This window comes from Cupriavidus numazuensis (assembly GCF_905397435.1).
Taxonomy (GTDB): domain Bacteria; phylum Pseudomonadota; class Gammaproteobacteria; order Burkholderiales; family Burkholderiaceae; genus Cupriavidus; species Cupriavidus numazuensis.
The window spans coordinates 23271-43332 of sequence record NZ_CAJPVI010000041.1 but is presented as its reverse complement, the minus strand read 5'-3'; the positions used below and the strand labels follow the sequence as shown (position 1 = coordinate 43332).

17 protein-coding genes are annotated in these 20062 nt (G+C 65.5%); all 17 read left to right on the top strand.

Features of this window, described 5'->3' with window-relative positions; all coding sequences use genetic code 11:
• Positions 1 to 106 precede the first annotated feature (106 nt).
• The 17 genes from KHO41_RS27790 (at position 107) to flhF (ending at position 20055) form a co-directional block, all read left to right on the top strand.
• On the top strand, positions 107 to 1753 hold the full coding sequence (locus tag KHO41_RS27790; protein ID WP_211956464.1) for a methyl-accepting chemotaxis protein: 1647 nt from the start codon (positions 107 to 109) through the stop codon (positions 1751 to 1753).
• Positions 1754 to 1833: 80 nt separating this feature from the next.
• Entirely contained in the window at positions 1834 to 3639 is a 1806-nt protein-coding gene (locus tag KHO41_RS27785) for a methyl-accepting chemotaxis protein (protein ID WP_211956463.1), read from the top strand.
• 58 nt (positions 3640 to 3697) lie between these two features.
• Positions 3698 to 4465 (top strand): DUF4088 family protein, encoded by a 768-nt coding sequence (locus KHO41_RS27780; protein WP_211956462.1) that lies wholly within the window; start codon positions 3698 to 3700, stop codon positions 4463 to 4465.
• Between the two features lie 369 nt (positions 4466 to 4834).
• Positions 4835 to 5152 (top strand): flagellar transcriptional regulator FlhD, encoded by a 318-nt coding sequence (gene flhD / locus KHO41_RS27775; protein ID WP_011301712.1) that lies wholly within the window; start codon positions 4835 to 4837, stop codon positions 5150 to 5152.
• Positions 5149 to 5754 carry a flagellar transcriptional regulator FlhC gene (gene flhC / locus KHO41_RS27770; RefSeq protein ID WP_211956461.1) on the top strand — a complete coding sequence of 202 codons (606 nt, stop codon included), beginning with the start codon at positions 5149 to 5151 and terminating at the stop codon, positions 5752 to 5754. The genes flhD and flhC overlap by 4 nt, the downstream gene beginning before the upstream one ends.
• 121 nt (positions 5755 to 5875) lie before the next feature.
• Positions 5876 to 6739, top strand: coding sequence for a flagellar motor stator protein MotA (motA, locus tag KHO41_RS27765; protein ID WP_011301714.1), 864 nt, complete (start codon positions 5876 to 5878; stop codon positions 6737 to 6739).
• Between the two features lie 18 nt (positions 6740 to 6757).
• A complete protein-coding gene (gene motB / locus KHO41_RS27760) occupies positions 6758 to 7726 on the top strand; it encodes a flagellar motor protein MotB (protein WP_211956460.1) in 969 nt (322 codons plus the stop codon).
• 61 nt (positions 7727 to 7787) lie between these two features.
• Positions 7788 to 9809 (top strand): chemotaxis protein CheA, encoded by a 2022-nt coding sequence (gene cheA / locus KHO41_RS27755; RefSeq protein WP_211956459.1) that lies wholly within the window; start codon positions 7788 to 7790, stop codon positions 9807 to 9809.
• A gap of 28 nt (positions 9810 to 9837) precedes the next feature.
• On the top strand, positions 9838 to 10332 hold the full coding sequence (locus tag KHO41_RS27750) for a chemotaxis protein CheW (RefSeq protein WP_211956458.1): 495 nt from the start codon (positions 9838 to 9840) through the stop codon (positions 10330 to 10332).
• 55 nt (positions 10333 to 10387) lie between these two features.
• Entirely contained in the window at positions 10388 to 11299 is a 912-nt protein-coding gene (locus tag KHO41_RS27745; protein WP_211956457.1) for a CheR family methyltransferase, read from the top strand.
• Complete coding sequence (cheD, locus tag KHO41_RS27740) at positions 11299 to 11952, top strand: chemoreceptor glutamine deamidase CheD (protein WP_211956456.1); 654 nt, start codon at positions 11299 to 11301, stop codon at positions 11950 to 11952. Before KHO41_RS27745 ends, cheD begins: the two co-directional genes overlap by 1 nt.
• A gap of 22 nt (positions 11953 to 11974) precedes the next feature.
• Positions 11975 to 13045, top strand: coding sequence for a protein-glutamate methylesterase/protein-glutamine glutaminase (locus KHO41_RS27735; RefSeq protein ID WP_011301720.1), 1071 nt, complete (start codon positions 11975 to 11977; stop codon positions 13043 to 13045).
• A gap of 85 nt (positions 13046 to 13130) precedes the next feature.
• Positions 13131 to 13517, top strand: coding sequence for a chemotaxis response regulator CheY (cheY, locus tag KHO41_RS27730; protein ID WP_211956455.1), 387 nt, complete (start codon positions 13131 to 13133; stop codon positions 13515 to 13517).
• Positions 13518 to 13533: 16 nt separating this feature from the next.
• Positions 13534 to 14166, top strand: a complete 633-nt coding sequence (cheZ, locus tag KHO41_RS27725; protein ID WP_211956454.1) for a protein phosphatase CheZ — start codon at positions 13534 to 13536, stop codon at positions 14164 to 14166.
• A gap of 267 nt (positions 14167 to 14433) precedes the next feature.
• Positions 14434 to 15576 (top strand): flagellar biosynthesis protein FlhB, encoded by a 1143-nt coding sequence (gene flhB / locus KHO41_RS27720; RefSeq protein WP_211956453.1) that lies wholly within the window; start codon positions 14434 to 14436, stop codon positions 15574 to 15576.
• The gene (gene flhA / locus KHO41_RS27715; RefSeq protein ID WP_211956452.1) at positions 15573 to 17654 is read left to right on the top strand and encodes a flagellar biosynthesis protein FlhA; all 2082 of its coding nucleotides are present in this window, start codon (positions 15573 to 15575) and stop codon (positions 17652 to 17654) included. The genes flhB and flhA overlap by 4 nt, the downstream gene beginning before the upstream one ends.
• 10 nt (positions 17655 to 17664) lie before the next feature.
• Complete coding sequence (gene flhF, locus KHO41_RS27710) at positions 17665 to 20055, top strand: flagellar biosynthesis protein FlhF (protein ID WP_211956451.1); 2391 nt, start codon at positions 17665 to 17667, stop codon at positions 20053 to 20055.
• Positions 20056 to 20062: the final 7 nt, after the last annotated feature.

Genomic DNA, 20062 nt, shown 5'->3' with positions numbered 1-20062 from the left:
GCCAGCGGAGCCGGCACCCATCCCGTGCCGCCGCCCCCTGCCAAACCGCTTTGAGTGGTGCTGCTGTCGCAGCCGCCGTGCCCGAAGCTAGCTGTCAATGTCATACATGCGAAACAACCAACCCGTCACGCAAAACGAATACAAGCTTTCCCCTGACGACTACCTGATTTCGCGTACCGACCTCAAAGGCCGCATCACCTTCGCCAACCGTACGTTCATCGATGCGAGCGGCTTCAGCGCGCAGGAACTGCTGGGCGCGGCGCACAATCTGGTGCGTCACCCCGACATGCCGCCGGAAGCCTTTGCCGACCTGTGGCAGAGCATCCAGGCGGGCCGCTCGTGGGTGGGCATGGTCAAGAACCGCCGCAAGAACGGCGACTATTACTGGGTCAGCGCGACGGTCACGCCGACCCGTATCGATGGCCGCCTGGTGGGCTACACCTCCGTGCGCTCGATGGCCACGCGCGAGCAAATCGAGGCGGCCAGCGCCGCTTATGCACGCTTCCGCGAAGGACGCGCGAACGGCCTGGCTATCCGCGAGGGCGCCGTGGTGCGTACTGGCCTGGCGGGCTGGTTTGGCCGAGCCACGCGCCTGAATCTGCGCCGGCGCATCCTGTGGTCGCAGGCCGGCGGGCTGGTCTGTTTCCTGGGTGCGCTGCTGGCCGCCGAAGCATTCGGCGGCGACGCCGTTGCCGCGGTACGCCCTTGGCTGTGGGGCGGATTCGTGCTGGCGGCGGTGACCGCCTTCGCGACCGGCACGATGCTGCTGTCGCGCGTGCATCGTCCCGTTAGCGAAATGCTCGACTTTGCCCTGCGCATGGGCGCGGGGGACCTCACCACCAGTTTTGAACACCGCTCGGGCGATGAGGTCGGCGCACTCGCGCAGGCCATGCAGACCATGCAGCGCAGCCTGCTGTCGGTGGTGCACGAGATCCAGGAAGGCATGGCCAGCATTTCGTCGGCGACCCATCAGGTCGCCGCGGGCAACAACGACCTGTCGCAACGCACCGAGCAGCAGGCGGCGTCGCTGGAAGAGACCGCTTCGAGCATGGAAGAGCTGACCAGCACGGTGCGCCAGAACGCGGACAACGCGCGTCAGGCGAGCGGCCTGGCGGCGAATGCGTCGGACACCGCGGTGCGCGGCGGCGAGGTGGTTGGCCGCGTGGTGAACACGATGGAAGAGATCAACGAAGCGTCGCGCAAGATCGTGGACATCATCGGCGTGATCGAAGGCATTGCGTTCCAGACCAACATCCTGGCGCTGAACGCGGCGGTGGAAGCCGCGCGTGCGGGTGAGCAGGGCCGTGGTTTTGCGGTGGTGGCAGGCGAGGTGCGCAGCCTTGCACAGCGCAGCGCGAATGCGGCCAAGGAGATCAAGGGCCTGATCGGCGACACGGTGGCGCGCGTGGACAACGGCACGGCGCTGGTGGGCCAGGCCGGCACGACGATGGACGAGATCGTGCAGGCGGTCAAGCGCGTGACGGACATCATGAGCGAGATCAGCGCGGCATCGGCCGAACAGAGCTCGGGCATCGAACAGGTGAACCAGGCCGTGGCGCAGATGGATGAGGTGACGCAGCAGAACGCGGCACTGGTGGAGCAGGCTGCAGCGGCGGCCGGTTCGCTCGAAGAGCAGGCCGGACGCCTGCGCGACGCGGTGGCGACCTTCCGCGTCAGCATGCAGGCAGAGGTGCGGCCGCAGCGGACGCGCCGCGCCGATACAGAGGGGGTGCCGTCGCTGGCGCAGGCCTGAGACAGGCAGGACGCGCCGCTCGCGTGCTGGCCGCACGCCGACGGGGCGTACCCGGATCATTCGTTACAAGGGGGATTTCTATGCATTGGTTCAATCAACTGCGGGTTACGACCCGGCTGGTTGGCGGGTTCCTGGTGGTCGCTGTGATCGGTGCCTTCATGGGGCTGCTCGGCGTCGTCAATATGGGGCGCATGGCCGACTGGACCGGCAAGATCTACAACAACGACTTGCAGGCCCTGAAGGCGGTGCAGGACGCCAATATCAACCTCGTCTATGCCAGCCGTGCGCAGATCGCGCTGTTGTCGGCATCGACCATGGGCGAGCGCTCCACCGAGAAGGAGCAGATCACCAAGTCGCTCGCCGCCATGGACGAGCGCGTGAAGCAGGTGGCCGACATGTTCGAGCAGCCCGAGGGCAAAGCGCTGGTCAAGCAATACCAGACGCTGGTGCCGGCGTTCCGCGAACGCATGGGCAAGTACACGGAACTCGTGAGCAAGCAGCCGCTCGATACCTCGCAGTTCGAAAGCAGCGTGTTCAGCGAGAGCGCAGACCTGCTCAAGGACAGCCATGCGCTTGAAGCGATCATGGCCAAGATGGTGAAGCGCCGCGATGACCGCGCGCGCTCCAACATGGAAGAAGCGCGCAGCGTCTACACGAGCACGCGCCTGTGGATGCTCGGCCTCGTGCTCGGCGGCCTGGCGCTGTCGGTGCTGCTTGGCGCCTTCCTTGCGCGCGCGCTGTCGCGCCAGCTCGGCGGCGAGCCCGGCTACGCCGTGGCCATTGCTGCGCGCATTGCCGATGGCGATTTCTCCGCCGAAGTGAAGACGCGTACCGGCGACCGCGACAGCCTGGTCCACGCCATGAAGCAGATGCAGCAGCAGCTTTCGGGCATGGTGCGCGATTTCAAGGAGTCGGCGGAATCGATCGCCACGGCATCGCGCGAGATTGCGGCGGGCAACAATGACCTGTCGCAGCGCACCGAGCAGCAGGCGGCGTCGCTGGAAGAGACCGCTTCGAGCATGGAAGAGCTGACCAGCACGGTGCGCCAGAACGCGGACAACGCGCGTCAGGCGAGCGGCCTGGCGGCGAATGCGTCGGACACCGCGGTGCGCGGCGGCGAGGTGGTTGGCCGCGTGGTGAACACAATGGAAGAGATCAACGAAGCGTCGCGCAAGATCGTGGACATCATCGGCGTGATCGAAGGCATTGCGTTCCAGACCAACATCCTGGCGCTGAACGCGGCGGTGGAAGCCGCGCGTGCGGGTGAGCAGGGCCGTGGTTTTGCGGTGGTGGCAGGCGAGGTGCGCAGCCTTGCACAGCGCAGCGCGAATGCGGCTAAGGAGATCAAGGGCCTGATCGGCGACACGGTGGCGCGCGTGGACAACGGCACGGCGCTGGTGGGCCAGGCCGGCACGACGATGGACGAGATCGTGCAGGCGGTGCGGCGCGTGACGGACATCATGGGCGAGATCAGCGCAGCCTCGGCCGAGCAGAGCTCGGGCATCGAACAGGTGAACCAGGCCGTGGCGCAGATGGACGAGGCGACGCAGCAGAACGCGGCACTGGTCGAGCAGGCTGCAGCCGCCGCGGGCTCGCTCCAGGACCAGGCCGGTCGCCTGCAGACGGTGGTCGCCACGTTCCGTCTGGCAGCGGATGGCTCGGTAGCTTCGGCCCGCTTCGAGCGGCCTGCCGCGGCTCGTTCCACGGTCCGCCCGACCGGCAAGGCCGCACTCGCCTCGGCGCGCAAGCCCGCCCGGGCCGAAAGCGCCGCTGCACCGGCTGCAGATGCCGCAGAGCCGACGAGCCAGCCGGCAGCGACGGCCCGTGCGCTACCGCGCCCGGCAGCTCTCGCCGCCGCGGACAACGGGGACTGGAGCGCGTTCTGAGCCCCGGCGGGCGGCAATCGGTTGCAACGGCCTGCCGCCCGCCTTCGCCTTCGATGCCATGAATACCAACATCACCCTGGCCTTGTCGCCAGACGACGTGGCCAGGCTGCGCCGGGAGTTCGACGACTTCGTCAGCCTGTCGACGGGTTTCGACAAGGACTTCCTGCCGCCTGACTTCAACGACTTCCTGCGCGCGCGGCTGCTCCAGCATGATGGTCCGCTGACTGAGCGCGCCGTCATGCGGTTGCTGGCCAGCGGTGAATACGGCTGGGCGCGCAAGGTGTTCGACAAGCAGCTTCCCAACGCCTTGTCGTCGCTGATGCGCGATGCGCGGCGCTTTGGCTTCGGCCTCGCCGTGCAGTCCGACTGGAGCCCGCAACAGCGCTTCGAGCACGCACGCGAATGGGCCGCCCAGGTGTTGGCCGAATGCGGGGCGGATGCAGCGTTCACTGACGCCCTGGCGTCTCAGGTTGCCGCGTCGGCCGAAGATGTACGCGTGCTGGAGGAGCGCATGCGAACGCCGGCCTGGGTGCTCGCGGAAAGCCTGCGGCAGCGCGCGTATGACCTGATGTATGCGTTGCAGACCGAGGACAACGAAACGCTGGGCCGGTCGCGCGTCGGGGAACTTCGCGCTACGTTGACGCTGGCGCTGCAATACGGGTCTATCCAGCTTGAAGAAGCCAACCGCGTGCTCGAACAAGCTGCCCGGGCACGGCCACACTTGTTCCAGGACGCCCCGGACGATGTGTTCGCACGATTGGCTGCCTGGCTCAGGCGATTGTTCAATTCGTCACATTCCAATTCGTCAATAGTGGAATCCCGGTAGTGGGTGATAGTCAGCGCATGCAATGACTTACGCGTTCCTCTATTGCGTTACATCAATTGTTGCACGCTCGTTTTGTTACAAAATTCGTGCAGCCATGTATCTTCCGTGCGACATTGGGGTTTCCCCCGCGTAAGTAGGGATTGGCATTGCGGGCGGATTGCCGATATAAACGTAACAGTTTCACTTACACTCTGTAACACTTGTAACGAGTCGGTACGAAGAAGTAAGTGCGACCGGGCTGAAGTTCCTATTGTCGTACGTAGTACCTGCCTGACACGCATGTAAACGATCTGGTCGCCGGATGCCCCCTACTGGGCCGCCGGTAAGCGCCGGACAAGCGCAAGGCAGGTTTTTGGTAGCGGGGAAAAATTGGAAAGCAGTGAAGTTCTCCAGGAGATCAGGGAGGTTAACCTCGCCTATCTTCTGCTCGCCCAGCGCTTGGTGCGGGAAAATCAGGTAGAAGCCATGTTCAGGCTTGGTGTCAGCAAGGAAATTGCCGACATTCTCGCCAAGCTGACCTCGGCGCAACTCGTGAAGCTCGCGGCATCGAACATGGTGCTGTGCAGGTTCCGATTTGACGACCACGCGCTTCTGTCCACGCTCACTCACACGGCCAAGAACCACGATATGCAGCAGATGCACGCTGCGATCCTGCTTGCCCGTCAGCCTGTGGAGTCGCTCAATTGACCGCGCTCCTGCAGGCCCCTTCGGCGCGCAGCGTTACCACCGCGCCCGTTCCAAGCCGCAAGAGCGTACTCCAGGATGCCAACCAGACCCAGCTCGCCATCGAGCTGATCGGCCTGGGTGCGCGCCTGCAGGTGCTTGAGGCCGAGACCACGCTCTCGCGCGACCGGCTGATCCGTCTCTACAAGGAGCTGCGGGGCGTGTCGCCGCCCAAGGGCATGCTCCCGTTCTCGACAGACTGGTTCACGACCTGGCTGCCGAATATCCATTCGTCGCTGTTCTTCTCTGCGTACCAGTTCATGGTGCAAGAGGGCGAAACCGTGGGTATTCGCGCCATAGTGGCCGCTTACCGTCTGTATCTCGAGCATGTTTCGTTGCTCGGCGGCGAAATAGTCTTAAGTTTCACCCGTGCCTGGACGTTAGTACGGTTCTTCGAGAGCAATATGCTGCAGCTGTCCAGCTGCACGTGTTGCGGTGGACAGTTCGTGACGCACGCCTATGAGCCGCACGCGAATTTCGTGTGCAGCCTGTGCCGTCCGCCCTCGCGTGCCGGGAAGGTGAAGAAGCCCTCGAAGAACGCCGCCGCCTTGCAGACCGAAGCCTGATCCTGGTTGAGGTCCGCCAGGCTGGCAAGCTGCGCAGCACTGGTGGACCGGATCATCCCTGTCCGCCCGTGCAACGGGCAATCGTGCGTGACTGACGCGCTTTTTTGACGGGGATCCGATCGTGCTAGTAGTTCTTGGCTATATCGTCGTGGTAGCGGCGGTGCTTGGCGGTTATGCCATGACCGGCGGCCACATGGGCGCGCTGTATCAACCGGCGGAACTTGTGATCATCGGTGGCGCTGCCGCCGGTGCCTTCATCGCCACCAATACCACCAAGGCCCTCAAGGCAACGCTCAAGGCGCTGCCGGGCCTGTTCAAGAGCTCCAAGTACAAGAAGGAGCTGTACCTCGACGTCATGTCGCTGCTGTACGTGCTGCTGTCCAAGGCACGCCGCGAAGGCATCCTGTTCCTCGAAAAGGAAATCGCCGATCCCGCCGCGAGCAGCGTGTTCAGCCAGTATCCGCGCATCCTGTCCGACCCGGTCGTGATGGAGTTCCTCACGGACTACCTGCGCATGATGGTCAACGGCAACATGAACGCGTTCGAAATCGAGGCCCTGATGGACCACGAGATCGAAACCTTCCGCCACGAAGCCGAAATCCCTGCCCATGCGCTGTCGCGCGTCGGTGACGCACTGCCGGCTTTCGGCATCGTCGCCGCGGTGATGGGCGTGGTGCATGCACTGGCTTCGGCCGACCTGCCGCCGGCAGAACTGGGCGCGCTGATCGCGCACGCCATGGTCGGTACGTTCCTGGGCATTCTGCTGGCCTACGGCTTTGTCTCGCCGCTGGCTGCACGCATCGAGCTTCAGGTGTCGGAGAACGTCAAGGTCTACGAATGCATCAAGGTGGTCCTGCTTGCCTCGCTCAACGGTTATGCACCGCTGGTGGCCGTCGAGTTCGGCCGCAAGGTGCTGTACTCCACGGTGCGGCCGTCGTTCCTCGAGTTGGACGACCATGTCCGCGAAGTCAAGAGCCTGAGCTGATCCTGCCGAGCCAACGTCATGAGCAGCGCAAACGATATGCGTCCGATCATCGTCCGCAGGGCGAAGTCGCACGCCAAACCGCACGGCAACCATAGCTGGAAGATCGCGTACGCCGACTTCATGACGGCGATGATGGCGCTCTTCCTGGTGCTGTGGCTGTTGTCCAGCGCCAACAAGAAGACCCTCGAAGGCATTGCCGAGTATTTCCGCATGCCGCTGAAGGTCGCCGTGGTCGGCGGCGAGAAGAGCAGCCAGACGCCCAGCGTGATTCCCGGCGGCGGCATGGACGTGATGCGCAAGGACGGCGAAGTCATGCGCGCGCACGACAAAGATCCGTCCGCCGAGCAACGCCGCAGCGAGCTTCAGGAGGCCCAGCGTTTGCGCGCGCTGAAGAACCGGCTTGAGCAGATCATCGAGAACAACCCGATGCTCAAGCAGTTCCGCCCGCAACTGCTGCTCGATATCACCAGCGAAGGCCTGCGCATCCAGATCCTCGATACGCAGAACCGCCCGATGTTCCGTACCGGCCGTGCAGAGGTGGAAACGTATATGCGCGCGATCCTGCGCGAGATCGGCCCCGTGCTCAACGAGTTGCCCAACAAGGTCAGCCTGTCCGGCCATACCGACTCGGCGAACTACTCCAACGGCGAGCGCACGTACAGCAACTGGGAACTGTCGAGCGACCGTGCCAACGCATCGCGCCGCGAGCTGATCGCCGGCGGTATGCAGGAAGGCAAGGTGCTGCGCGTGCTGGGCCTGGCGGCCACCATGCCGCTGGACAAGGGAGACCTGCTGGCGCCGGTGAACCGGCGCATCAGCATCGTGGTGCTGAACCAGAGGGCGCAGGCCCAGTTCGAAGCGGAAAACGCGAGCGCCGCAGATGTCACGGTGAAGGCACAGGCCGGCAAGGTCGCGGGCGCGATGCAGGAAGGGCTCGCCGCATCGGCACCGGCAGCACCGCCGGCGCCGAAGGCAAAGACAGAATGATGCGTGGCCGCCGGGCATGGCGGCGATGCTTAGCGCAGTAACTTAGTGAGTCAGGACGCCAATGTCTGTCGATATCGATATCACACAGTTTTACCAGACCTTCTTTGAAGAGGCGGAAGAACTGCTCGTTGAAATGGAGCAGTTGCTGCTCGGCCTGGACATCGAGTCGCCCGACCCGGAAGACCTCAACGCGATCTTCCGTGCCGCGCACTCCATCAAGGGCGGGGCGGCGACCTTCGGGTTTGCGGCACTGACCGAAACCACGCACATCTTCGAGAATCTGCTGGACCGTACGCGCCGCCAGGAACTGGCGCTGTCCCGGACCATCATCGACACCTTTCTGGAAACCAAGGACGTGTTGCAAGATCAGCTCAACGCCTACCGCAACGGCACCGAACCCGATCAGGAAACACTGGTGCGCATCTGCGCCGTGCTGCAGCAGCTTGCTCAGGAGGCGAATGGCACGGCCGGCGGATCCGCTCCGGCACCGGCTGCCGCGCCGGCACCCGTAGCCGCGCCCGCTGCGGCGCCTGCTGCCGGCAGTGGCCTCAAGGTCCGCCTGATCAAGGTGTCCGCCTCCGACCAGGCATTGCTACGCGAAGAGCTTGCAAACCTTGGCGAGATCACCGGGCAGCAGGAAGAAAACGGCGAACTAACGATCTGGCTCAACAGCCAGTGCAGCGCCGACGACATCATTGCCGTCTGCTGCTTCGTGATCGATGCCGACCAGATCGTGGTCGAGGCAGCCGGCGCATCGGCACCGGCCGCTGCACCGGCCGAAGTGCCTGTCGCCGCGCCGGCGCCAGCGCCGGTTGCGGCCGCACCGGCAGCCGCCACGCCCGCACCCGCTGCCAAGGAGAAGGCCAAGCCAGCCGCTGCGGCCGCCCACAACCAGGAATCGGGCTCGATCCGCGTGCCGACCGAGAAGGTCGACCAGATCATCAACCTGGTCGGCGAACTCGTCATCACGCAATCGATGCTGGCGCAGACCGCATCGTCGCTCGACCCCGTGCTGTTCGACCGCCTGTTCTCCGGCATGGGCCAGCTCGAACGCAATGCGCGCGACTTGCAGGAAGCCGTGATGTCCATCCGCATGATGCCGATGGACTATGTGTTCTCGCGCTTCCCGCGCCTGGTGCGCGACCTGGCCAGCAAGCTCGGCAAGCAGATCGACCTGGTGACGTTCGGCAAGGCGACCGAACTCGACAAGAGCCTGATCGAACGCATCATCGACCCGCTGACCCACCTGGTGCGCAACAGCCTGGACCATGGCATCGAGACGCCGGAAAAGCGCGTTGCCGCAGGCAAGGAGCCGACTGGCCAGCTGATCCTGTCCGCGCAGCACCATGGCGGCAATATCGTGATCGAGGTCAGCGACGACGGCGGTGGCCTGAACCGCGAGCGCATTCTCGCCAAGGCCATCCAGAACGGCCTGCCGGTGTCCGAGAACATCAGCGATGAAGAAGTCTGGCAACTGATTTTCGCGCCGGGCTTCTCCACGGCGGAAGTAGTGACCGATGTCTCAGGCCGCGGCGTGGGTATGGACGTGGTCAAGCGGAACATCCAGGAGATGGGTGGCCATGTCGAGATCAGCTGCCGTCCGGGCCTGGGCACCACGATCCGCATCGTGCTGCCGCTGACGCTGGCGATTCTCGACGGCATGTCGGTGAAGGTCGGCGAGGAAACCTTCATCCTGCCGCTGAACTGCGTGATGGAGTCGCTGCAGCCGAAGTCCGAGGACATCCATACCGCAGCCAACGCCGACCGCGTCATGCACGTGCGCGGCGAGTACCTGCCGCTGCTCGAGATGCACCGCGTCTTCAACGTGGCCGATGCGCTGCAGGAGCCGACCCAGGGCATCGCCGTGATTCTGCAGGCCGAGGGCAAGCGTTTCGCGCTGCTGGTGGACCAGCTCATCGGCCAGCACCAGGTCGTGCTGAAGAACCTGGAAACCAACTACCGCAAGGTGCCATGCATTTCCGCCGCCACCATTCTCGGCGACGGCAGCGTGGCGCTGATTGTCGATGTCGGTGCGCTGCAGCGCACCGGCGTGCGCCGGCAAGAAACGACGCTGGCGCTGTAATCGTCCAACCAAAGGAGAACTAGACATCATGGCCGGCATCGGACAGATCGATACCCCCGGAAGCGAAGCTTCGGGCCAGGAGTTCCTGGTCTTCACGCTGGGGACGGAGGAATACGGCATCGATATCCTCAAGGTGCAGGAGATCCGCAGCTACGAGACCGTGACGCGCATTGCCAGCGCGCCGGACTTCATGAAGGGCGTGACCAACCTGCGCGGCGTGATCGTGCCCATCGTCGACCTGCGGCTGAAGTTCCGCCTGGGCAACGTGCGCTACGACCACCAGACCGTCGTGATCATCCTGAACGTGGCGGGTCGCGTGGTCGGCATCGTCGTGGACGGCGTGTCCGACGTGCTCACGCTGACCGGCGAAGCGATCAAGCCGGCACCGGAGTTTGGCGTGTCGGTGTCCACCGAGCACGTGACGGGCCTGGCCACGGTCGAAGGCCGCATGCTGGTGCTGATCGACATCGAGCGCCTGATCACCAGCCCCGAGATGGAGCTGATCGAGGCCGAGGCCGCCTGAGCGGCCGACGCACGATCCGCACCTTGCCGCATTACCCGTATTGCCACGCGAACCCATGACGCCCAACCGTAACGCCGCCAGCTTTGCCCAGGGCATGGCCGCCGCCAGCGCGGCGTCTGCTGCCCTGCGGCGCGACGAGTCGCGCGACTTCCTGCTGACGGAGCGCGACTTCGAGAAGATCCGTGCGCTGATCCATCGCCGCGCGGGCATTTCGCTGGGCAGCCACAAGCGCGAGATGGTGTATTCGCGCCTGGCCCGCAGACTGCGCGCGCTGCAGCTGACCGATTTCGCGAGCTACCTTGCCATCCTCGAAGCGGATGACACATCGTCCGAGTGGGAATACTTCACCAACTCGCTGACGACCAACCTGACGTCGTTCTTCCGCGAGGCGCATCACTTCCCCTTGCTGGCCGAGCACGCCAAGAAGACCGGCCGGCCCTACAACGTCTGGTGCTGCGCGGCATCGACCGGCGAAGAGCCGTACTCGATCGCCATCACGCTCGCCGAGGCGCTTGGAGACCGCGGCGCGACGGTGCTGGCCACCGATATCGACACGCAGGTACTGGCCAAGGCGCGGGCGGGGGTGTACACGGAGGAGCAGGTCGCACGCCTGTCGCAGGAAAGGCTCAAGCGCTTCTTCCTGAAAGGTACGGGACAGCGCGCCGGTGCGGTCAAGGTCAAGCCGGACCTTGCATCGACCATTGCGTTCGAGCCGCTCAACCTGCTCGCGCCCGACTGGGGCATCCGGGACCGCTTCGACGTGATCTTCTGCCGCAACGTGATGATCTACTTCGACAAGCCGACGCAGGGCCGCATCCTCGAGCGTTTCGCACCGCTGCTCAAGCCGGGCGGCCTGCTGTTCGCGGGCCATTCGGAGAACTTCTCGTACGTCACGCGCGCGTTCCAGCTGCGCGGGCAGACCGTTTACGAACTGGCGCCCGACGCCGCACGTGCGGGACGGGCCTGATGCGTACGCCTCATCTTCCCGAAGCCATTGCGACGCGCAAGTATTTCGACCGCGAGTTCGAGCGCCAGGCCATCAAGCTGCTGCCCAACGAGTACTACGTGACCGGCGAGGACGTGGTGCTGACGACCGTGCTCGGGTCTTGCGTGGCGGCGTGCATCCGCGACGAGAAGGCCGGCGTGGGCGGCATGAACCACTTCATGCTGCCGGATGATGAGGGCGGCACCGCGGACCGCATGCTGTCCGCGTCGATGCGCTACGGCTGCTATGCGCTCGAAGTGCTGATCAACGAGCTGCTCAAGATGGGTGCGCGGCGCGAACGGCTTGAGGCCAAGGTCTTCGGTGGCGGCGCGGTGCTTGCCAACATGACCACGCTGAACATTGGCGACCGCAACGCGGACTTCGTGCTGCGCTATCTGAAGACCGAGGAAATCCGCGTGGCGGCGCAGGACCTGCGCGGCCCGCATGCGCGCCGCGTGAGCTATTTCCCGATCACCGGCCTGGCACTGGTGCGCCGCCTGACGCGCCAGGACGACCAGGTGTCGGTGGAGCGCGACGAGCGCGCGCTGGCGCGCGCCATCGCCACGTCCGGCACGGCGCCGGCGCGTGGTGGCGAGCTGTTCACGCGCGCTTCGGCGTCCCGGACGTCATCCTGAACAAATCGAAAGCAGAACGACTATGACTGCCGCGAAGATCAAGGTGTTGTGCGTGGATGATTCCGCGCTGATCCGCAGCCTGATGACGGAGATCATCAACAGCCAGCCCGACATGGAGGTGGTTGGGACTGCGCCCGATCCGCTCGTCGCGCGCGAGATGATCAAGCAGCTGAACCCCGACGTGCTGACGCTCGACGTCGAAATGCCGCGCATGGACGGGCTCGATTTCCTCGAGCGGCTGATGCGGCTGCGCCCGATGCCCGTGTTGATGGTGTCGTCGCTGACCGAGCGCGGTTCCGAGATCACCATGCGTGCGCTGGAGTTGGGCGCGGTCGACTTCGTCACCAAGCCCAAGCTCGGCATCCGCGACGGCCTGATGGAGTACACCGACACCATCGCGGACAAGATCCGCGCCGCATCGCGCGCGCGCGTGCGCCAGGCACCGCAGGCCGCGTCCGGCACGCCGGCCACGCCGATGCTGCGCAGCCCGCTGCTGTCGACCGAGAAGCTGATCATCCTGGGCGCGTCGACGGGCGGCACGGAAGCGATCAAGGACTTCCTGATGCCGCTGCCGCCGGACAGCCCCGCCGTGCTGATCGTGCAGCATATGCCGGCCGGCTTTACGCGCTCGTTCGCACAGCGGCTCGACGGGCTGTGCCGCATCACGGTGAAGGAAGCGGAGCACGGCGAACGCGTGCTGCCCGGCTATGCCTACATCGCCCCCGGCGACTCGCACCTGCGCCTGGCGCGCAGCGGCGCCAACTACGTGGCGCACCTGTCGCAGGAAGCGCCGGTCAACCGCCATCGTCCGTCGGTGGACGTGCTGTTCGATTCTGCCGCCGAGCATGGCGGCAAGAACGTGATCGGGGTGATCCTGACCGGTATGGGCAAGGACGGTGCCAAGGGCATGCTGCGCATGCGCGAGGCCGGTGCCTATAACCTGGCGCAGGACGAAAGTACCTGCATCGTGTTTGGCATGCCGAAGGAGGCGATTGCCGCCGGCGGCGTGCATGAAGTAGTGCCCCTGCACTCGATGACCCAGCGCGTGATGGCGCGCCTGGCCACTTACGGGACCCGCGCGCAACGGGTCTGAGACAACAGGTCCGAGGCTTGTCCCCGGCGGGGCGGGCCTGAAAACCAAACGACATTCCACAACTGCATCTACCGGAGCCTTCAAAGTGGACAAGAACATCAAGATCCTCGTGGTCGACGACTTCCCGACCATGCGTCGGATCATCCGCAACCTGCTCAAGGAACTGGGCTTCAACAATGTCGACGAAGCCGAGGATGGCGCCGCCGGCCTGGAGAAGGCCAAGGACGGCAGCTTCCAGTTCGTGATCTCGGACTGGAACATGCCCAATATGGACGGCCTGAGCATGCTGCAGGCGATCCGCGCCGACGCCGCGATCGGCAAGACCCCGGTGCTGATGGTGACGGCCGAGGCCAAGAAGGAAAACATCATTGCCGCCGCACAGGCCGGCGCCAACGGCTATGTGGTCAAGCCGTTCACCGCTGCCACGCTGGACGAGAAGATCACCAAGATCTTCGAGAAGCTGGGCGGCTGAAGCCAAGGAGCGTCCCATGACTGCGACTCTTCCCCACGATTCCGCAGAGCAACTGATCACCCGCATCGGCAACCTGACGCGGATGCTGCGCGACAACATGCGCGAGCTCGGCCTGGACAAGGAAATCGAGCGCGCCGCCCAGGCTATTCCGGATGCGCGCGACCGCCTGAACTACATTGCGGCCATGACGGAACAAGCGGCGGAGCGTACGCTCAATGCCGTGGAACTGGCGCAGCCGATCCAGTCCGGTCTTGAACAGCAGGCCGAAGCGCTGGACAAGCGCTGGGACGCGTGGTTCGAGACGCCGGTGGAGCTCGGCGATGCCCGTGCCCTGGTGCTCGACACGCGCGAATTCCTGACCGAGGTGCCGAAGCAGGCCCGCGCCACTGGCAGCCACCTGCTGGACATCATGATGGCCCAGGACTTCCAGGATCTGACCGGGCAGGTCATCAAGAAGATGATGGACATGATCCGCACGCTCGAGCATGAGCTGCTGCAGGTCCTGATCGAGAACGTGCCTAGCGAGCGACGCTCCGAAGCGCAAGCCGCAACGCTGCTCAACGGCCCGCAGATCAACCCGGAAGGCAAGGCGGACGTGGTTTCCGACCAGTCGCAGGTCGACGACCTGCTCGCCAGCCTGGGCTTCTGAGCGGCTTCTTCCGGTTTCTCCCCTCTTCCATCACGTGGAAGAGGGGAGCCCGGTAGTTGCCAGGCGGCCCTTCCGGTGCCGCTCTCTCCATTCCTGCCCTAAAGTCGGTGCCGCCAGGTGCCGTTAACTCCCTGCCGGTGCTCATTTTCCAAACAGCACCGAAATCCCCCGCCTTTTCCGCTTAATGCCCGTCCGGGCGCGCTTCGATAATCCTCGCTGACCCATGGCGGCCTTTGCCTGCCTGACTGTCCTGTCACCGGAGCGTGGATGTCCGACGAAAGCGATCTCGAGAAGACCGAACCCGCCTCACCCCGGCGCCTGGAAAAGGCGCGCGAGGAGGGGCAGGTCGTTCGCTCGCGCGAACTCGCCACGTTCATCATGCTGATGACCGGCGTGATCGGCCTGTGGACGCTCGGTGGCACGATCGGCCGCACGCTGGACACGGTCATGCGGCAGTCGCTGCGCTTCGAGCCGGCCACCGCCTTCGACACGTCGCGCATGCTGTCGCGTTTCGCCAACGTGATCTGGGAAAGCCTGCTCGCGTTCATGCCGCTGCTGCTGCTGTTCGGCGTGGCCGCGGTGGCCGCGCCGCTGCTGATGGGCGGCTGGACGTTCTCGACCAAGGCGCTGATGCCGAATTTCGGCCGCATGTCGCCGATGTCCGGCCTGGGCCGGATGTTCTCCGTACATTCCCTCGCGGAACTGGTCAAGGCCATCGCCAAGTCGCTGCTGGTCGGCAGCGTCGGCGCCTGGGTCGTGTGGCACCGGCTGCCCGACGCAATCGCGCTGATGAACGCGCCGGTCCAGGAAGCCTTGCTGCATCTGCTCGACATGGTGCTGCGCTGCTGCGTGCCCGTGGTGCTCTCTCTGCTGCTGGTTGCGGCCATCGATGTGCCCTGGCAGTTCTGGGAGCACTTCAAGAAGCTGCGCATGAGCAAGGAAGAGGTCAAGCAGGAATTCAAGGAAAGCGAAGGCGATCCGCACATCAAGGGCCGCATCCGCCAGCAGCAGCGCGCCATGGCGCGGCGCCGGATGATGCAGGAGGTGCCCAAGGCCGATGTCGTGGTGACCAACCCGACCCACTTCGCCGTGGCGCTGCGCTACGAGGAAGGCCGCATGAGCGCACCGCGCGTGATTGCAAAGGGTACCGATGAAGTGGCAGCGCGCATCCGCGAACTCGCTGCCGAACACCGCATTCCGCTGATGTCCGCGCCGCCGCTGGCGCGCGCGCTGCACCGCCATGTGGACCTGGGCCAGGAAATCCCGGCCGGCCTCTATACCGCCGTGGCTGAAGTCCTGGCCTGGGTCTATCAACTGAAACACTGGCACTACTCGCAAGGCCCGCAGCCGTCGGCGCCTAGCGATCTCCTGGTGCCGGATGAACTCGCCGTTCCGGAAAGCCGCGCATGAACGCTCTGAACTCCCTGATGAAACTGCCGGGCCTGCGCGATGCGGGCCAGCTCAAGGCAATGACCGGGCCGCTGCTGATCGTCATGATCCTCGGCATGATGGTCCTGCCCCTGCCGGCGTTCGTGCTGGACCTGCTGTTCACGTTCAATATCGCGCTGGCCATCATGGTGCTGCTGGTCAGCATGTACACGCAGAAGCCGCTCGATTTCGCGGCGTTCCCGGCAGTGCTGCTGTTCACCACACTGTTGCGCCTGTCGCTCAACGTGGCGTCCACGCGCGTGGTGCTGCTCGAAGGCCATACCGGCCCGGACGCGGCCGGCAAGGTGATCGAGGCGTTCGGCCACTTCCTGGTCGGCGGCAACTTCGCCGTCGGTATCGTGGTGTTCGCGATCCTGGTGGTGATCAACTTCATGGTGATTACCAAGGGTGCGGGCCGTATCGCCGAAGTGGGCGCGCGTTTCATGCTGGACTCCATGCCCGGCAAGCAGATGTCGATCGACGCCGACCTGAACGCCGGCCTGATCAATGAAGAGCAGGCCAAGAAGCGCCGCGCCGAAGTGGCGCAGGAATCCGACTTCTACGGCGCCATGGACGGTGCCAGCAAGTTCGTGCGCGGCGATGCCGTCGCCGGCCTGCTGATCATGTTCATCAACGTCGCCGCCGGCATGGTGGTCGGCATGGTCCAGCACGACCTGGACTTTGGCACCGCCGTGCACAACTACACGCTGCTGACCATTGGCGATGGCCTGGTCGCGCAGATTCCGGCGCTGGTGATCTCGACCGCGGCCGGTGTGATCGTGTCGCGCGTGTCGAACGAGCAGGACGTCGGCGAGCAACTCACGGGCCAGCTTTTCGCCAACCCGCGCGTGCTGTACCTGACCGCCGGCATCATCGGCATGATGGGCATCATCCCGGGCATGCCGCATTTCGCATTCCTGGTGCTGGCGGGCAGCCTGATCTGGCTGGGACGCTACCTGACGCGCCGCGAGGCCACCGCGCAGCAGACCAAGCAGCGCGAGGAGCGCGCGCCCGCCGCAGCGCAGGAATCGACCGAAGCGAGCTGGGACGACGTCACGCTGGTGGACCCGCTCGGCATGGAAGTGGGCTATCGACTGATCACGCTGGTGGACCGCGCGCAGGACGGCGAACTACTGGGCCGCATCAAGAGCATCCGCAAGAAGGTGGCGCAGGAAATCGGCTTCCTGGTGCCCGTCGTGCATATCCGCGACAACCTGGAACTGAAGCCCAATGCGTACCGCATCACGCTCAAGGGCGTCGAGATCGGGCGTGGCGAGGCCATGCCCGGACAGTGGATGGCGATCAACCCCGGCCAGGTCAGCGGCACGCTGCCGGGCACCGCCACGCGTGACCCGGCCTTCGGCCTGGAAGCCGTGTGGATCGATGCCGGCATGAAGGAGCAGGCGCAGGCGTTCGGCTACACCGTGGTGGATGCGAGCACGGTGGTCGCCACGCACCTGAACCATCTGATCCACATGCACGCCGCCGAACTGCTGGGCCGCCAGGAAGTGCAGATGCTGATCGATCGCATCGCCAAGGAAGCGCCCAAGCTGACCGAGGACCTGGTGCCCAAGACCATCTCGCTGACGGCGCTGCAGAAGATCCTGCAGAACCTGCTGGACGAAGGCGTGCCGATCCGCGACATGCGCACCATCCTGGATGTGCTCGCCGAGCATGCGCCGAAGATCAGCGATCCGAACGAGCTGACCGCGCTGGTGCGCCAGGCGCTGGGCCGCGCGATCACGCAGCAGCTGTTCCCCAATGGTGCCGACCTGCAGGTGATCGGCCTCGATGCAGGCCTGGAGCGCGTGCTGTCGCAGGCGCTGACCAATGGCGGCGGTATCGAGCCGGGCCTGGCCGATGCGCTGCTGCAGCAGACGCAGGGCGCCGTGAGCCGCCAGGAGCAGATGGGCCTGGATCCGGTGTTGCTGGTGCCGTCGCAACTGCGCCCGCTGATGGCGCGCTTCCTGCGTCGCACCATGCCGCAGCTGAGGGTGTTGTCCCATGCCGAAGTGCCGGACAACCGCAATATCCGCATTACCGCAATGATCGGTGCGTGAGGAACGCAAGATGAGCGTAGCGAAATTCGTGGCGGCCAATGGCCGTGAAGCCATGCGCAAGGTGCGCGAGGCCATGGGCCCCGACGCCGTGGTGCTGTCCAACCGGACCATCGATGGCGGCGTGGAGATCGTCGCCATGCGCGACACCGACCTGAGCGCCGCATCGGCCGGCGCGCAGGTCTACGTGGCGCCCGAGCCGGTCGTGGCCGCGCCCGAGCCGGCTGCCATCGACGACCTGCGCGGCGAACTGCAGTCCATGCGTGCCATGTTCGAACGGCAATTGGCCGGGCTGGCCCCCGCCGCGGCCGCTGGCGCGGTTTCCAATGGTGATCCGCTGCGGGAATCGCTGTTCGCGTGGATGGTCGGGGCCGGCTTCTCGGCACAGCTTTCGCGCACGCTGCTGGCGCGGCTGCCGGTGGGCTACGACCGTCCCGCTGCCATGACGTGGATTCGTGGCGAGCTGGCCAGCAAGGTGCCCGTACTCGACAACGAAGACACACTGTTCGACCAGGGCGGCGTGCTGGCGCTGATCGGTCCGACGGGCGTGGGCAAGACCACCACGACAGCCAAGCTGGCGGCGCGCTACGTGCTGCGGCACGGCCCGGAGCGTCTTGCACTGCTGACTACCGACAGCTTCCGTATCGGCGCGCATGAACAGCTGCGCATCTATGGCGATATTCTCGGCGTGCCCGTGCACGCGGTGAAGGATGCGGCCGACCTGCGCTTCGCGCTCGCGGCGATGAAAGACAAGCACCTGGTGATCATCGACACCGTCGGCATGAGTCAGCGTGACCGCAATCTGTCGGAGCAGATCGCCATGCTCGCTGGTGTGCAGGCGCCGGTGCAGCGCGTGCTGCTGCTCAACGGTGCCAGCCACGGCGATACGCTCAATGAAGTGGTGCATGCTTACCGCCATGACGCGGTACCGGAAGGCGGTGGCGTCGATGGCTGCATCATCAGCAAGCTCGACGAAGCCACGCATCTGGGCTCCGTGCTCGACGTCGTGATTCGCCATCGCCTGCCTGTGTTCTACGTGTCCACCGGACAGCGCGTGCCGGAACACCTGGAGCTTGCGCAAGGCGCCTCGCTGGTCGAGCGTGCCTTCCTGACGCCGCGCCGTGGCTCGGTGTTTGCCGATGCAGATGCTGCACGGCGCCAGGCCGGCACCCTCGACGAGGCGCCGGGCCGCCAGGGCGGCGCCGACGATGTGCTGCGGTCGCTGACCGACAGCGCGGACGCGCTGGGCCAGTGCGTAAATGAACTCAATGCCGCGCAGCATGGCTTCGACCTGGCGCGCCAGCTCTGGCAGCAGCGCACGGCCGATACGTCCGCACTGCGGCCGATGGCGCAGCAGGTGCGCGAAGCGGTTTGCCGCGACGTGAACCGCGAATGCGAGCACTTCGTGCTGTCGCTGACGGCCACGCTGCAGGTGCCAGTGCCGGGACGCCGTGCGCCGCAGTCGATGCTGCATACGCTGTGGCTCGGCGACCGCAATGGCATGCCGCTGGCGGCCACGGTCACGCCTGCCGGGCGTGCCGGCCAGGCCATGGGCGACGCCGATGCCGAGGCCGCCACGCTGCGCGCCACCCTTGGCGCGGCGCGGCCCGTCGTGCATATGCTGGATGCGCTGCCGGCCGGCGCCACGCTGGCGCGCTGGCAGCAGTCCGGCGAGCGCTGGGTCGCTGCCACACGCAAGACGGCGCGCGTGATCAGCGGCGGCACTGCGTGGAAGCTGGATGCCCTTGCCGAAACGCTCACGTTCCACGCCATGGGCGAGTTCACCGTACGTGGCCGCGAAGCCGTGCAGTGGCTCGCCACCGCAGATGTCCGCGTGCCGGAAGGCCCTGTGCGTGGCCGCGGTGCACCGGAAGGCGGCATCGACGCCCATCTTGTGATTGCAAGAATGGTCGATCACGCGTCGGGCGAACTGCTCGATACGCGCTACCTGCTGTGCGACCCGCAGTTGTCAGGCCAGGCCGCGCACGCGGCGCGCTGGGCGCTGTGGGCGGACAACGCTGAAGCGCAGTTCCGCACGCTGCGCCACGCGCTCGATCATTTCGCGCAGGATGGCGAAAGCGCCAGCGCCGCTGGCGGCAGTCTGGCCGCGCTTCAGCTCGGTCTGACGGTGCTGCGCCTCGAACATGCGCCCACGGCCACTGCGCCGGCCTTCCTGGCTCGCCTTGCCGGCCGCACGGCTGCGCGACAGCCCGGCGGCGCAGCGGTGCCGGGTTCGGTGCTGAATGAAGGCATGGGGCGCCTGCTGGCTTTGCTCGATGTACTCGAAAACTATCCGGGCCGCCCGGCCGTCGAGGCCGCCGAGTCCGTGAAGCCGGCCGTGCAAGCGCAAGCGGATGTGGCGGCAGGACTTCCCCAACTCATCGCGCCGGGAGTCGTGTCGTGAGCGCGCT

Bases quoted from the DNA above. Each gene is read 5' to 3' on its own strand.
- KHO41_RS27745 (WP_211956457.1), top strand. From the start codon at position 10,388: ATGACGCCCAACCGTAACGCCGCCAGCTTTGCCCAGGGCATGGCCGCC.
- cheZ (WP_211956454.1), top strand. From the start codon at position 13,534: ATGACTGCGACTCTTCCCCACGATTCCGCAGAGCAACTGATCACCCGC.
- motB (WP_211956460.1), top strand. From the start codon at position 6,758: ATGAGCAGCGCAAACGATATGCGTCCGATCATCGTCCGCAGGGCGAAG.
- cheD (WP_211956456.1), top strand. From the start codon at position 11,299: ATGCGTACGCCTCATCTTCCCGAAGCCATTGCGACGCGCAAGTATTTC.
- KHO41_RS27780 (WP_211956462.1), top strand. From the start codon at position 3,698: ATGAATACCAACATCACCCTGGCCTTGTCGCCAGACGACGTGGCCAGG.
- flhB (WP_211956453.1), top strand. From the start codon at position 14,434: ATGTCCGACGAAAGCGATCTCGAGAAGACCGAACCCGCCTCACCCCGG.
- cheA (WP_211956459.1), top strand. From the start codon at position 7,788: ATGTCTGTCGATATCGATATCACACAGTTTTACCAGACCTTCTTTGAA.
- flhF (WP_211956451.1), top strand. From the start codon at position 17,665: ATGAGCGTAGCGAAATTCGTGGCGGCCAATGGCCGTGAAGCCATGCGC.
- KHO41_RS27735 (WP_011301720.1), top strand. From the start codon at position 11,975: ATGACTGCCGCGAAGATCAAGGTGTTGTGCGTGGATGATTCCGCGCTG.
- KHO41_RS27785 (WP_211956463.1), top strand. From the start codon at position 1,834: ATGCATTGGTTCAATCAACTGCGGGTTACGACCCGGCTGGTTGGCGGG.
- KHO41_RS27790 (WP_211956464.1), top strand. From the start codon at position 107: ATGCGAAACAACCAACCCGTCACGCAAAACGAATACAAGCTTTCCCCT.
- flhA (WP_211956452.1), top strand. From the start codon at position 15,573: ATGAACGCTCTGAACTCCCTGATGAAACTGCCGGGCCTGCGCGATGCG.
- KHO41_RS27750 (WP_211956458.1), top strand. From the start codon at position 9,838: ATGGCCGGCATCGGACAGATCGATACCCCCGGAAGCGAAGCTTCGGGC.